Here is a 12,979-nt window from a genome sequence, read left to right as displayed (position 1 = left end):
GAGTAGCTGCCTGGCACTGGCAAGCTTGACAATGCAGGCAGAAGTGATCACTGCGCACCAGGAAGGTGTGGCACTGCAGCAGAACCTGACAGCCGAAGAGCTGCATTCACCCGACGGACAGCTGACCCTCCGGTTCACACTCCAAGAGGGAGGTGTGCCCGCCTACAGCCTCAGTTACAAGGGGCGGGAGGTGATTCGTCCCAGTCGCCTGGGACTGGAGCTCACCGGCAGTGAGAACGCCACGTTCGGCCAGGAGGTGCGCAAGAGCAGCGACCCCCGCACCTCGCTCTACGACGGCTTCCACCTGGCGGCGGCTGAAAGGAACAGCGTGGATGAGACCTGGGAACCGGTGTGGGGCGAGAGCCGCACCATCCGCGACCAACACAACGAGCTGGCGGTACGCCTGGCGCAGGAGGCCACCGGCCGTGAGATGATCGTCCGCTTCCGCCTCTTCAACGACGGCCTCGGCTTCCGCTATGAATTTCCGCAGCAGAAGGAGCTGGTCTACTTCGTTGTGCGCGAGGAGCTCACCGAGTTCGCCATGACGGGCGACCACATGGCGTTCTGGATTCCGGGCGACTATGACACGCAGGAGTATGATTACATCACCTCACGCCTCTCCGAGATCGGCAGCATCAACCGTGCCGGCCGCCAGGGCAACCTGTCGCAGACCGGCTTCTCCGACACGGGCGTGCAGACAGCCCTCCAGATGAAGAGCGACGACGGCCTCTACATCAACCTGCACGAGGCGGCACTGATCAACTACGGCGCCATGCACCTCGACCTGGATGAGGAGAGCCTCACCTTCCGCAGCTGGGTGACCCCCGATGCCAACGGCAGCAAGGGACACCTGCAGACCCCGTCCCACACCCCCTGGCGTACGGTGATCGTGAGCGACGACGCCCGCGATATCCTCGCCTCGCGCATCACGCTCAACCTGAATGAACCCTCCAGGATTGAAGATCCCTCCTGGATCAAGCCCACCAAATATGTAGGCGTTTGGTGGGAGATGATCACCGGCAAGAGCGACTGGTCCTACACTGCCGACCTGCCGTCGGTGCAGATAGGCATTACCGACTATACCAAGGTGAAGCCCCACGGTCGCCATGGCGCCACCACGGCCAACGTGAAGCGCTACATCGACTTCGCCGCGGAGCATGGCTTCGACGCCGTGCTGGTGGAGGGGTGGAACATCGGCTGGGAAGACTGGTTCGGCAATTCGAAAGATTTCGTCTTCGACTTCCAGACCCCCTATCCCGACTTCGACATCGACGAGATCCATCGCTATGCGAAGAGCAAGGGGGTGCAGATGATGATGCACCACGAGACCTCCTCCTCCATCCGCAACTACGAAAGGCACCTCGACAAGGCATACGAGCTGATGAACCGCTACGATTACCCCTCGGTGAAGAGCGGCTACGTGGGCGACATCATCCCGCGTGGTGAGAACCACTACAGCCAGTGGATCAACAACCACTACCAGTACGCCATCGAGAAAGCGGCCCAATACAAGATCATGGTCAACGCCCACGAGGCGGTGCGCCCCACCGGCATCAGCCGCACCTGGCCCAACCTCATCGGTAACGAGTCCGCCCGTGGCACTGAGTACCAGGCGTTCGGCGGCAGCAAGCCCAACCATGTCACCATCCTCCCCTTTACGCGACTCATTGGCGGGCCGATGGACTACACCCCCGGCATCTTCGAGCAGGATATCTCCAAGCTCAACCCCAACAACGACTCGCACGTCAACGCCACCATCGCCAACCAGCTGGCACTCTACGTCACCATGAGCAGTCCCCTGCAGATGGCGGCCGACCTGCCGGAAAACTACATGCGCTTCCCCGACGCGTTCCAATTCATCAAGGATGTGGCACTCGACTGGGATGAAAGCCATTACCTGGAGGCTGAGCCGGGCGCCTATGTCACCGTGGCCCGCAAGGCGAAGGGCAGCGACAACTGGTTCGTGGGCAACACCGCAGGCAACGAGCCCTTCACCTCAAAGATCAGTTTCGATTTCCTGGAGAAGGGGAGGGATTACATCGCCACCATTTATGCCGATACGCCCGATGCCCATTACAAGAGCAACCCGCAAGCCTACACCATTCGCAAGGTGAAGGTGACCAGCAAGTCGAAGCTGACGCAGCGCTCCGCGCCGGGCGGCGGCTACGCGATCTCGATTGTTCCGGTAACCGACAAGTCTCAGGCAAAAGGGTTGAAGAAATTATAATGTTGAAGAAACTATAATAGGGAAGTCAGCTCCCTCTCGCGCCATTGCATGGGGCTGCATTGCATCTCCTGGGTGAAAGCTCTCCCGAAGACAGAGGGAGAGCTGAATCCCGACATCCCTGCAATCGAGGAAATGGTGAGGTCCGGACGGGACAGGAGCAGCTGTTTGCTCTCCGCAATACGATAGCGCATCACGAACTGATAGAAGCTCTCGCCATATCCCTCGTTGAAGAGGCGTGAGAGGTAGCTGCGGTTCAGCGGCAGTATCTCCATGGCATCGGTCAGCTTGAAATCTTTGCGCAGGTATGGCTTCTCATGCTCCATCCACTGTTCCAGTTTCTCCCTGTACTCCGGCAATCTCCTTGCAAAGTGACTCTGCGATTTTTGATCCTGCTCACCGGTTTCACTCATCACAGCCTTTGTTTCGTTCATGCTTGCCTTGAAATAACCTTCGGGATAGGGATTCTTGCGGGAAAAGACGCGATGAAATCCGTAGAGGAAAAAACAGAGGAAAATGATGTTGTGCACCAATACACTGCGGGGGTTGTTGCTGAAGACGATTACCAGGCATGAAAAGGTGATTACGAAGTTGCCGAAGATGTAATCTCCCAGCCATTTGCTGTCGATATCCTTCATCGAGGCAAAATTGTTTTCGCACCACTCCTTGTAGTTTTTTCGGTAGCGGAGCATGATTGCCAGTCCGAAAATGGGATAGAAAAGGACCAGGAGGCGGAGCCAGACCGTCACATTCCAAAACTCACGGGTCAGATCGCTCCAGTCGTCGATCACCGGCACCGTCACCCGAAATACTTTGGTAGCAAGGAGATAGAGTCCCATGATTGCCAGGGTGGGCAGAAAAAGCAAGAGAGCCCTTTTCAGTGTAAGCCAGCCGGGCCGGAACGCTTCGATGGGGTAGAGGAGATAGAAATAGGCGAAGGTGCTGCCGTAGACCAGCATGGAGAGTGAGAGATACCTGTATTCCACCACTCCGGCATATCCGGTGGTCAATCCTTTTATCAGAGAGATCAGGTTGGTAAGTCCGATCGTGAACATCAGGAAGGCGAAAAGCAGATCGGCACGTCCCCCTTTTTTTCGGGACATCAACACAAAAGCACCACAGAAACCCAGGAGGCAAAGCATCGACATGACCGACTGGCGGGTATACCTGAAGGGGTCGAGAGGCATCTTCATGGCGAAATATTGACCTGCAACCACGAGGAGCAGGATGAGGGTGTAGACCAGGGGACGTTTCTGTTTCGTCAAGGGGCTCATCCTTTCATTCATCCACAAAAGTTTATTCGGCATTGCATTGTTTTGTGTTTCTTTTCATGATTCATGAATAAATAAGCGCAAAAATAGTGAAATTTTACCGGATGCAAAAACATATTTACACAGCGCAAACAGCCTCCCTGCAGTCGTTTTGGGAAATTTCTACCTTTGCCTGCGATTTTCTCAGACGGGTTTTGAACAATATCAGCGGAAGCCGAAAAGCTATATGAGTAGGCACTCATTTATTACATTCTCTATTCAAATTATGATCACGAAAAAACTAATTGCATCATTTGTGCTATTTATTTGCGGGGCATCCTTTGTCATCAATGCGCAGAATATCTTTTCAAAGGGTGAGCGGGCTGTGAATATCGGTCTTGGAATCGGCAGCTACTACGGTGGCACCGGATATAGCAGCTCCATCCCGCCTCTTTCTATCTCCTTCGAGCAAGGCATCATCGACGGCCTGCTGGATGGCAAGGGATCCATTGGCGTGGGAGGTTATCTTGGCTACACCGCGAACAAGTGGGAGACATCAGTCGGAGGTGACACCTATGGCTACAAGTACAGCTACATGATGATTGGTGCGCGTGGTGCCTTCCACTACCAGTTCGTGGAAAAACTGGACACATATGCCGGGTTGATGCTGGGCTACAACGTTGTTGGCAGTAAGTATTTCGGTGACGACCTGGGCAGTTATACCCCGGAGGCATCCAGTGCCAGCGGCATCGGTTACTCAGCCTTCGTGGGAGCGCGATATCATTTCTCCGATAAATTTGCTGCTTACGGGGAGATCGGTTATGGCATCTCCGCGCTTGAGCTGGGTATCTCCTTCAGGTTGTAATTCGGGCTACACTGTGGAGGAAGCATTCAGCCATCGGCCAACAACTGATCGCTGAATGTTTTTTTATTATCTTTGCTCCTGAAGAACATTCAAAATCATGGCCAAGGATTCTAAAGAGAACAGCGAACGCCTTTGGTTGGCGGCCTACACGCGGATGCATCACGAGAAGAAGGTGCGCGACCGTCTCACGGAGATGGGCATCACCACCTTCCTGCCGGTGCAGCGCGTGGTGCGGCAGTGGAGCGATCGCAAGAAGCAGGTCGACCGCGTACTGATCCCGATGATGATCTTCGTGTATGTGGACCGTGTGGAACAGTTGGAGGTGTTGCAGCTTCCGGCAGTGATCCGTTACGTGGTGCTGCGCGGCGAGCATACCCCTGCTGCGATCCCCGATGTGCAGATGGAGGCGTTCCGCTTCATGGTCGACCTCTCCGAGACCCCTGTCAACTTCGACGGATGCGACCTGCAGCCAGGTGAAAAGGTGCGTGTGGTGCGTGGCCCACTCAAGGGGCTCACCGGCGAGCTGGTCACCGTCGATGGCAAGTCCTCCATCGTGATCCGCATCGAACTTCTTGGCTGTGCCGCCGTCGAGATGAACGCCTCTATGGTTGAACGAATAGGGTAGGTAATCATACTGAAAAAATATCACTGGGCAATGTCACTTTTTCTGTTGTCCGCGGTATTGACTGGTGGGGTGACTGATCCATGCCGCTTCGGCGGCATGATCATCCCCAACAACAAAACAACAACAAGAAAAAAGCTATGAAGAAAATATTTTCATTTATATTCACCCTCCTCTTTCTCTTCTCCTGCAACGTCAAGACGGAGTCGATGGAGGTGCGGGAGACCCTGCAGTCGTTTGGCTTCGGCTACAACGGCAAGACCTACCTTGGCTACATCAACCACGAAGCGGGTACGATTACCATCGGGGGCATCGAATACACCGATCAGATTACCGGGGTGGTCTCCCACCTCGGGCAGGGGGGTACCCTCACACCCAACGATTCGCTGTTGCTGGCGCAGCTGAGTGGCAGCAACACCCTCACCGTCACCCTCGACGGAGAGAGCTGCGAATATCAGCTGCTGCTGCCCGACTGGGTAGGCAAGAGCAGCGAAGGCTACCCGCAGGATCACTCCTGGCAGTTGGTCTGGGAAGAACAGTTCGAAGGAAGCGAGATCAACTGGGATGTATGGTCCAAGACACCGCGTGCCGGTTCTGACTGGAACAACACCATGAGCGATGCCGACGAGCTCTATGAAGTAAACGACGGTGTGCTGAGCCTGAAAGCGATCGCCAACACCAGTTATCCCGATGACCCCTCGCCCTACCTTACCGGTGGTCTCTGGGGCAACCAGAAGCTGACCTTCGATCTTGGGCGGATCGACGTGCGTGCCCGTTACGGATCGGGACAAGGTTTCTGGCCCGCCATCTGGATGCTGGGCGATGGTGCCGGCTGGCCCACGGGAGGGGAGCTGGACATCATGGAGCACCTCAACTTCGACAGCTTTGTCTACCAGACTGTCCATTCCGATTACACGCAGCATGTGAGCAAGAGCAATCCCCAGGCGCACGGCACCCAGGGCATCAACAGCGAGGTGTTCAACATCTACAGTGTGGAAGTGCATACCGATGAGGTAGTCTTCCTGGTCAACGACCAGGTCACCTTTCGCTATCCCCGCTTGTCGCCCGCCGTCGACGGACAGTTCCCCTTCACCGAACACAACTACTACCTGATTCTGAGCGCCCAATTGGGAGGCAGCTGGGTGGGTAACGTGAACAGTGCTCACTTGCCACTGTCGCTCGATATAGACTGGATACGATTCTATGAGCGATAAACTGAAAGCGGTAAGCACTTAGGAGTAAAATGCAAAGGGCAGCCGGTTGAATGGCTGCCCTTTTTTTTTCAATGCATTTTCTAGGCCCAACTATTATGTTAAATTAAATTAAATAGAGAATATTTTCCCCAATGGTTCTATTTATTTTACACACATTGTCCTATTTTTGTAAGTAAATGTAAGTGTGGTTGTGATATCGGTGCGCAATCAAAAGTAAAGGAAGTTAAAAAGTGAATGAATTCCCCGGGGGGGAGCTGAATCTATATGCCGGGAACACCAATTCCCGTCACAAATTATTTGAAATATTACAACAGCAATGGTTTCTACATTAAGATGTTATTTCTTTTCCCGCAACAGGGAGGTTTATCGTTTGGTTGCACGTGAATACAATACCTCTGCGGTACATGTATACCGTCTTGCGCACGGTAAGAAAGGGAAGGGGAACAGGGACTATTACATCCTGAAGCGCCTCAAGGAACATGGGGTAATCGACAGCACGTTGCGTTGAGACACATCTGAGAACTGTTTCATTGATCATCAGTCCACTACACCTCATGGTAACCCCTTGAACTCCGGGCAGCACTCACTGCACAGGTCGGCAATGTAGGGATAAATACGTTTCGCATGGTCTATCGCATCGCGGCAGGATGAGTAATAACCCACGTAGACAGTGTGAGATGCCTCGTTGAGCCGGGGGCACCCTTCGCGATGCACTTCGCTCTTCTTCCCAACCTCATCAGGATAATATTTGAGATAATAATAATCCATAACCATTCAGTTCAATATAGAAGCATTGCTTTGATGACAAAACCCAACCATAGGCGTCATTTGTGTGTGCAAATGTAACTATTTCGGTTGAAAAAATATAATATCAATATATTTTCTTTAATTTTCAGTGTAGTTAAAAAAATAAATAAAAAAGAATCAGCATGTATTCCTTCATCAGATGCTATTTCCTGTCAAGTTACAAGAAGATCTATCGGTCTATAGCCAATGAATACAAAACATCGGCCATCCATGTCTATCGTCTGGCGCACGGCAAGAGGAGCCGGGGCAATCGAGATTACGTCATCAAGAAACGCCTGAAGGAAGAGGGGGTGATTAAAGCCGTCTTCAACTGACACAAATCCCCCGAACCATGAGGGGGGATGTTTCTTTTTGTACTATTTTTGCAGTCTAAAAGAAATGAGATGAATGAAATACTGGTCACCGGCGGTGCCGGCTTCATCGGATCCAACCTCACGGAGGCACTCCTGGAGAGGGGAGAACGGGTGACGGTGCTCGATAACTTCGCCACCGGTAAGATTGAGAACCTGTTGCCCCTGCTGGAAAAATATCCCGAGACCCTTACCCTCCGGGTGGGAGACATCCGTAACCCGGACGATTGCCGCAATGCGGCAGAGGGAGCAGCCTGCGTCTTTCACGAGGCGGCGCTCGGCTCGGTACCCCGTTCCATTAAAGACCCCGTCACCACCAACGCAGTCAACATCTCCGGCTTCCTCAACATGCTGGTCGCCGCCCGCGATGCAGGCGTCAAGCGGTTCATCTACGCCGCCAGCTCCTCCACCTATGGCGACAGCCCCACGCTGCCCAAGGTGGAAGAGGTGATTGGGAAGCCCCTGTCGCCCTACGCCATCACCAAATATGTGAACGAGCTCTATGCCGATGTCTTCGCCCGCACCTACGGCCTGGAGACCATCGGGCTGCGCTACTTCAACGTCTTCGGCAGGCGGCAGGACCCCCACGGCGCCTATGCTGCGGTGATCCCCCTCTTCGTGAAGAAACTGATGAACCATGAGTCGCCCGTGATCAACGGCGATGGGGAGCACAGCCGCGACTTCACCTACATCGACAACGTGATCCGGATGAACCTGCTCGCCATGGAGACCACCAATCCCGAGGCGTTGAACACCGTTTACAACACCGCCCAGGGAGAGCGCACCACGCTGAACCGGCTGGTGCAATACCTGAAGGATGAACTCTCCGTCACCGATCCGGCCATCGCCGCCATCGAGGTGCAGCACGGTCCCAACCGCGCCGGCGACATCCCCCACTCACTGGCCAGCATCGCCAAGGCCCGCGCCCTTCTGGGTTACGAGCCCCGGTTCACCATGCGGCAGGGGCTGCAGGAGGCTGTGAAATGGTACCGTGACAATCTGTAAACTGAAAGCTTTTATATGAACCAGATCAAGGTGGCCGTGATCGGCCTGGGATATGTAGGCCTGCCGTTGGCACGGCTGATGAGCACCAGATACAAGACCGTGGGCTTCGACCTGAACCCCACCCGCGTGGCGGAGCTGATGAGCGGCCGCGACAGCACCCTCGAAGTGGAGGATGATCTGCTTCAGGAAGCGATCCAAGCCGGGCGGACCGGCAGCGTCGGTGGGTTGACCTGCACCACTGATGTCGACGCAATCCGCGAATGTAATTTCTACATCGTGGCCGTACCCACTCCTGTGGACAGGAACAACAACCCCGACCTGCGCCCCTTGTACGGAGCCAGTGAAACGGTGGGAAAGGTGATTGCGAAAGGCGATATCGTCGTCTATGAGTCCACCGTCTACCCCGGCGTCACGGAAGATGAATGCATCCCCATCGTGGAGCGGGTGAGCGGCCTTACCTACAACCGTGATTTCTTCGCCGGCTACAGTCCCGAGCGGATCAACCCCGGCGACAAGGAGCACACCGTAGAGAAGATCAAGAAGGTCACCTCCGGCAGCACCCCCGAAACCGGTAAGACGGTCGATACCGTCTACGCGTCGGTCATCCTTGCCGGCACCCATCTGGCCCCCACCATCAAGGTGGCCGAAGCAGCGAAGGTGATCGAGAACTCGCAGCGCGACATCAACATCGCCTTCGTGAACGAGCTGGCCAAGATCTTCAACAAGATGGAGATCGATACCGCCGCCGTGCTCGAAGCCGCCGCTACCAAGTGGAACTTCCTCCCCTTCCGGCCGGGACTGGTGGGAGGCCACTGCATCGGCGTGGACCCCTACTACCTGGCGCAGGCCGCACAACGCCACGGCTACAACCCCGAGATCATCCTCGCCGGTCGCCGCATGAACGACAGCATGGGCGAGTACGTGGCCGACCAGGTGGTGAAGCTAATGCTTAGGAAGGGGATCCAGGTACTCGGTTCCAGGGTGCTGGTGCTCGGCTTCACCTTCAAGGAGAACTGCCCCGACGTGCGCAACACCCGTGTGATCGACATCATCCACACGCTGGAGGAGTACAACGTGCAGGTGACCATTCACGACCCGTGGGCCCACCCCGACGTAGCGCTCCACGAGTATGGCGTTGAGATCGTCAGCAGCCTGCCGGCAGAGCGTTACGACGCCCTCATCCTGGCGGTGGCACACAACGCATTCAGGGAGATCGACGTCAACAGCCTCCTCAACGAGCCCGGCGTGGCCTACGATGTCAAGGGACTGCTCCCGGCCCATCTGGTGGACGGAAAGCTATAAGAAACAACCCATATGCTCTTTAACTCGCTGGAATTTGCAATATTCCTGCCCCTTGTATTTATTCTCTACTGGTTCGCAACCAACAAGAACCTGAGAAGCCAAAACCTGCTGATCGTCGCCGCCAGCTTCCTCTTCTACGGCTGGTGGGACTGGCGCTTCCTGCTCCTGATGGTGGTCACTATCACCTTGAGCTACCTCAGCGGCCTGGCCATCCGTCATGTGCGTAACAACCGTGAAGGGCGCTCCGCCCGCCGCGCGTCACGCCTCATCACCGCGCTCAACATCACCCTCAACCTGGCCATACTGGGCACCTTCAAATACTACAACTTCTTCGTCGACAGCTTCGTCGATGCCTTCTCGCTCTTCGGCCGTGAGCTGTCGCCCCGCACCCTGCAGGTGATCCTGCCGGTGGGCATCAGCTTCTACACCTTTCAGGCGTTGAGCTACACCATCGATGTCTACCGCCGGCAAATAAGTCCCACGCGCAACCTGCTCTCCTTCTTCGCCTTCGTCAGCTTCTTCCCCCAGCTGGTCGCCGGTCCCATCGAGCGGGCCACCAACCTGCTGCCCCAGTTCCAGCGGAAGAGGGTGTTCCGTCCCGACCAGGCGGTCGACGGCCTGCGGCAGATGCTCTGGGGTCTCTTCAAGAAGGTGGTGATTGCCGACAACTGCGCGGTGCATGTCGATGCCATCTTCCAGGATCCCGCAGCCATGTCGGGCAGCACGCTGGTGCTGGGAGCCCTCTTCTTCACCTTTCAGATCTATGGCGACTTCTCCGGCTACTCCGACATCGCCATCGGTACCGCCCGCCTCTTCGGCATCAACCTGATGCGCAACTTCGCCTACCCCTACTTCTCGCGCGACATCGTAGAGTTCTGGCGGCGCTGGCACATCTCCCTCACCACCTGGTTCCGCGATTACCTCTACATCCCGCTGGGAGGCAGCCGCGGCACCCTGCTGATGAAGATCCGCAACACCTTCATCATCTTCCTGGTGAGCGGCTTTTGGCATGGAGCCAACTGGACCTTCCTCATCTGGGGAGCGCTCAACGCCCTCTACTTCCTGCCGCTGTTGCTCGCACGGCAAAACCGCAAGAACCTCTCCGTCGTCGCCCAGGGACGGATCCTGCCCACGCCCCGCGAAACGGTCGCCATGGCGGGCACCTTCGCCCTCACGGTGTTCGCCTGGATCTCTTCCGTGCCGATAACCTCGACCAAGCCTTCACCTACATCGCGGGCATCTTCACCCCCTCGCTCTTCACCCTGCCCACTTTCCCGGGCAGCGACGATGCCATCACCACGGCACTGCTCATCCTCCTCTTCCTCGCCATCGAATGGTTCGGCAGGGAGCGTGAATACGCCATTCAGGAGCTGGGCCTCCGCTGGAAGCGCCCTTTGCGGCGCGCCTTCTATTACGCCCTCATCCTTTCCCTCTTCTGGTTTGGCGTGGGCAATCAGCAATTCATCTACTTTCAATTCTGACGGCACCCATGAAAAGATTCCTGCGCGATACCCTCCTCTTCCTGCTGCTGCCCATCGTGGTGGTGCTGTTGTTCGATCTCTACCTGCGCAACATGGAGACGCTCTACAGTGCCAAGTACGACGGGCTCGTAAAGATGAAACACCGGGTAGAGGTGCTGTTCGTCGGCAACTCACACGCCCATTACGGCATCAACCCCCTCCACATGCCCGGCTTCAAGGCCTACAACCTGGCGATGGTGAGTCAGCAGCTCTACTTCGACAAGCGGCTCACCATGAAGGCGATCGGGGAGGGGGTGACGAACCTGCGCTACCTCTTCATCAGCGTCGACTACCACTCGCTGCACACCTCCAGCCAGGATGAGCGCAACGCCTGGTCGTTCTACGCCAACGGCATCCGTTACAAGGATCAGGACTACACCAAGGCAATCCTCTCTCTCCCCCTTCATCTGGGGATACACTCCCCGCGTCTCCTACATCATGGCGCGCAGGGCCCTCAAGTGGCGGCTCAAGCATGGCGGCGAAGCGGTACCCTTTCATGTGGAGCGGGGAGTGAACGTGACAGACAGCCTCACCCGTGGGTTCCTCGGTCTGGAGGGGACCAAAGAGTCCTCCTTCACACCATCGGAATACAGGAAGCTCGCGAACGAGTTCCGCGAAGACACCACCTCCGGCGAGCGTGCCGCGGTGTTGTCCGACCTGCACCAGTTCATCCGTTTCCTCAAGGAGCGCAACATTCGGCCCATCCTCTTCTCCTCACCCACCTACCGGGAGTACAACCGCCACCTCGAAAGCGCCCAGACAGCGCGCAACCTGCATGACATCGGAACGATATGTCGTGAGCATGACATCCCCTACTGGCGGTACGACAACGATGAACGGTTCACGCGCGATGATTTCTTCAACCCCGACCACCTCAACAAGCAAGGTGCAGCCAAGTTGAGCCGGATCCTCAACGAGCGGTTGTATCAGTTGTCAGTGAACAGTTGTCAGTGAACAGTTGTCAGTGAACAGTTGTCAGTGAACACTTGTCAGTGAACAGTTGTCAGGGGTTAGATTACCGGTCAGTGTTTTCTCTCGTTTCTGCGAGAGAAGGTCATTCAAATCAATGGTAGGTAGGTTGTATCTCCCATAAGGTCCGTAGGCGGTAAGTGTTGCAATAAAGCCCCTAATGAAATTGATCGTAATTGAAAGTCCTGAGTATTTTAACAGTGCACCTTTATCCTCTTTTGAAATTTCATGATTTTGTTTAAATTCAAAAATCGATGTGCCTTCAACCATTAAAGAATATCCTCCCAATTGAGGTGAATTATCGGGATTGTTTATTTTGATTTGTACAACAATTACATAAAAAAGGTCATTTTTGCTGTATTCAAATTCAGGATTAACAATATATTTTTCAGTCAATTTCATATTCGTATCCTCCAACTCTTTTAATAATGACTTTTTCTACCATGGAGTTTTTTTGAGACTTTTTCCTCGGATGTAAAACCGCAGCTATCACAATTATTGTGCCCTTCCAAGATAATCTCTACGACCGTCAGACGACGAAATCAGTTGTCGACATTTTCTTTTTATCGAAAAATTAAGCTATAGGTTAATCAGATGCAAATTTTTAATGTTAATATGCAAATAATGCCACTAAATATTCTTGGTATTGCCCAAATTACTTTCAGATTTAATTCCTATTGTGTTGAAGAGAAACAAGTTTTTTTTCACTTCGCATGGAGCGGGCATCTTTCGGAATGCGGGCATTTAATAGAACATACTTGTCCGTAATAACCCATAAGTGATAAGCAAAAAAAAGTAGGAGGCAAAACTTGCGTTTCCCTCCTACAATATCAAGTAACATTTGATAAACC

General features: G+C 54.6%; 13 protein-coding genes and 1 pseudogene. 10 read left to right on the top strand and 4 right to left on the bottom strand.

Annotation, left to right across the window (positions count from 1 at the left end):
- Nucleotides 1-31: 31 nt before the first annotated feature.
- The gene (locus JS578_02945; protein QRX64897.1) at nt 32-2,227 is read left to right on the top strand and encodes a glycoside hydrolase family 97 protein; all 2,196 of its coding nucleotides are present in this window, start codon (nt 32-34) and stop codon (nt 2,225-2,227) included.
- Nucleotides 2,228-2,238: 11 nt separating this feature from the next.
- Here JS578_02945 and JS578_02940 read toward each other — a convergent pair whose 3' ends face one another.
- Nucleotides 2,239-3,531: a helix-turn-helix domain-containing protein gene (locus tag JS578_02940; protein QRX64229.1), complete on the bottom strand. Its 1,293-nt coding sequence runs from the start codon at nt 3,529-3,531 to the stop codon at nt 2,239-2,241.
- Between the two features lie 229 nt (nt 3,532-3,760).
- Between JS578_02940 and JS578_02935 the strand changes: the two genes are divergently transcribed.
- From JS578_02935 to JS578_02920, 4 genes are all read left to right on the top strand, one after another.
- A complete protein-coding gene (locus JS578_02935) occupies nt 3,761-4,339 on the top strand; it encodes a hypothetical protein (GenBank protein QRX64228.1) in 579 nt (192 codons plus the stop codon).
- A gap of 97 nt (nt 4,340-4,436) precedes the next feature.
- Nucleotides 4,437-4,964: a UpxY family transcription antiterminator gene (locus JS578_02930; protein QRX64227.1), complete on the top strand. Its 528-nt coding sequence runs from the start codon at nt 4,437-4,439 to the stop codon at nt 4,962-4,964.
- Nucleotides 4,965-5,101: 137 nt separating this feature from the next.
- Nucleotides 5,102-6,175, top strand: a complete 1,074-nt coding sequence (locus JS578_02925) for a glycoside hydrolase family 16 protein (GenBank protein ID QRX64226.1) — start codon at nt 5,102-5,104, stop codon at nt 6,173-6,175.
- 316 nt (nt 6,176-6,491) lie between these two features.
- Nucleotides 6,492-6,683: a hypothetical protein gene (locus JS578_02920; protein ID QRX64225.1), complete on the top strand. Its 192-nt coding sequence runs from the start codon at nt 6,492-6,494 to the stop codon at nt 6,681-6,683.
- Nucleotides 6,684-6,727: 44 nt separating this feature from the next.
- On the opposite strand, the gene JS578_02915 is transcribed toward JS578_02920, so the two are convergent.
- Nucleotides 6,728-6,943 carry a hypothetical protein gene (locus tag JS578_02915; GenBank protein QRX64224.1) on the bottom strand — a complete coding sequence of 72 codons (216 nt, stop codon included), beginning with the start codon at nt 6,941-6,943 and terminating at the stop codon, nt 6,728-6,730.
- Between the two features lie 161 nt (nt 6,944-7,104).
- Between JS578_02915 and JS578_02910 the strand changes: the two genes are divergently transcribed.
- From JS578_02910 to JS578_02895, 4 genes and pseudogenes are all read left to right on the top strand, one after another.
- Complete coding sequence (locus JS578_02910) at nt 7,105-7,296, top strand: hypothetical protein (protein ID QRX64223.1); 192 nt, start codon at nt 7,105-7,107, stop codon at nt 7,294-7,296.
- Nucleotides 7,297-7,365: 69 nt separating this feature from the next.
- Entirely contained in the window at nt 7,366-8,337 is a 972-nt protein-coding gene (locus JS578_02905; protein QRX64222.1) for an SDR family oxidoreductase, read from the top strand.
- A gap of 15 nt (nt 8,338-8,352) precedes the next feature.
- Nucleotides 8,353-9,639: a nucleotide sugar dehydrogenase gene (locus JS578_02900; protein ID QRX64221.1), complete on the top strand. Its 1,287-nt coding sequence runs from the start codon at nt 8,353-8,355 to the stop codon at nt 9,637-9,639.
- 12 nt (nt 9,640-9,651) lie between these two features.
- Nucleotides 9,652-11,120, top strand: a pseudogene (locus JS578_02895) (MBOAT family protein).
- Nucleotides 11,121-11,290: 170 nt separating this feature from the next.
- On the opposite strand, the gene JS578_02890 reads toward JS578_02895, so the two are convergent.
- The gene (locus tag JS578_02890) at nt 11,291-11,566 is read right to left on the bottom strand and encodes a hypothetical protein (protein QRX64220.1); all 276 of its coding nucleotides are present in this window, start codon (nt 11,564-11,566) and stop codon (nt 11,291-11,293) included.
- Between JS578_02890 and JS578_02885 the strand changes: the two genes are divergently transcribed.
- Nucleotides 11,478-12,113, top strand: coding sequence for a hypothetical protein (locus tag JS578_02885; GenBank protein QRX65021.1), 636 nt, complete (start codon nt 11,478-11,480; stop codon nt 12,111-12,113). The two genes, JS578_02890 and JS578_02885, sit on opposite strands and share 89 nt — an antisense overlap.
- 21 nt (nt 12,114-12,134) lie before the next feature.
- Here JS578_02885 and JS578_02880 read toward each other — a convergent pair whose 3' ends face one another.
- The gene (locus tag JS578_02880; GenBank protein QRX64219.1) at nt 12,135-12,530 is read right to left on the bottom strand and encodes a hypothetical protein; all 396 of its coding nucleotides are present in this window, start codon (nt 12,528-12,530) and stop codon (nt 12,135-12,137) included.
- Nucleotides 12,531-12,979 lie beyond the last annotated feature (449 nt).

Source organism: Dysgonomonadaceae bacterium zrk40 (assembly GCA_016916535.1).
Classification (GTDB): Bacteria; Bacteroidota; Bacteroidia; order Bacteroidales; family Dysgonomonadaceae; genus Proteiniphilum.
The sequence above is the reverse complement of the archived record's forward strand: the minus strand, read 5'-3'. Positions and strand labels throughout refer to the sequence as shown.

What these genes read in the sequence shown, in the direction of transcription:
- JS578_02945 (QRX64897.1), top strand. Translation starts at nt 32, where the DNA reads ATGCAGGCAGAAGTGATCACTGCGCACCAGGAAGGTGTGGCACTGCAG.
- JS578_02940 (QRX64229.1), bottom strand. Translation starts at nt 3,531, where the DNA reads ATGCCGAATAAACTTTTGTGGATGAATGAAAGGATGAGCCCCTTGACG.
- JS578_02935 (QRX64228.1), top strand. Translation starts at nt 3,761, where the DNA reads ATGATCACGAAAAAACTAATTGCATCATTTGTGCTATTTATTTGCGGG.
- JS578_02930 (QRX64227.1), top strand. Translation starts at nt 4,437, where the DNA reads ATGGCCAAGGATTCTAAAGAGAACAGCGAACGCCTTTGGTTGGCGGCC.
- JS578_02925 (QRX64226.1), top strand. Translation starts at nt 5,102, where the DNA reads ATGAAGAAAATATTTTCATTTATATTCACCCTCCTCTTTCTCTTCTCC.
- JS578_02920 (QRX64225.1), top strand. Translation starts at nt 6,492, where the DNA reads ATGGTTTCTACATTAAGATGTTATTTCTTTTCCCGCAACAGGGAGGTT.
- JS578_02915 (QRX64224.1), bottom strand. Translation starts at nt 6,943, where the DNA reads ATGGATTATTATTATCTCAAATATTATCCTGATGAGGTTGGGAAGAAG.
- JS578_02910 (QRX64223.1), top strand. Translation starts at nt 7,105, where the DNA reads ATGTATTCCTTCATCAGATGCTATTTCCTGTCAAGTTACAAGAAGATC.
- JS578_02905 (QRX64222.1), top strand. Translation starts at nt 7,366, where the DNA reads ATGAATGAAATACTGGTCACCGGCGGTGCCGGCTTCATCGGATCCAAC.
- JS578_02900 (QRX64221.1), top strand. Translation starts at nt 8,353, where the DNA reads ATGAACCAGATCAAGGTGGCCGTGATCGGCCTGGGATATGTAGGCCTG.
- JS578_02885 (QRX65021.1), top strand. Translation starts at nt 11,478, where the DNA reads ATGAGCGCAACGCCTGGTCGTTCTACGCCAACGGCATCCGTTACAAGG.
- JS578_02890 (QRX64220.1), bottom strand. Translation starts at nt 11,566, where the DNA reads ATGAAGGGGGAGAGAGAGGATTGCCTTGGTGTAGTCCTGATCCTTGTA.
- JS578_02880 (QRX64219.1), bottom strand. Translation starts at nt 12,530, where the DNA reads ATGAAATTGACTGAAAAATATATTGTTAATCCTGAATTTGAATACAGC.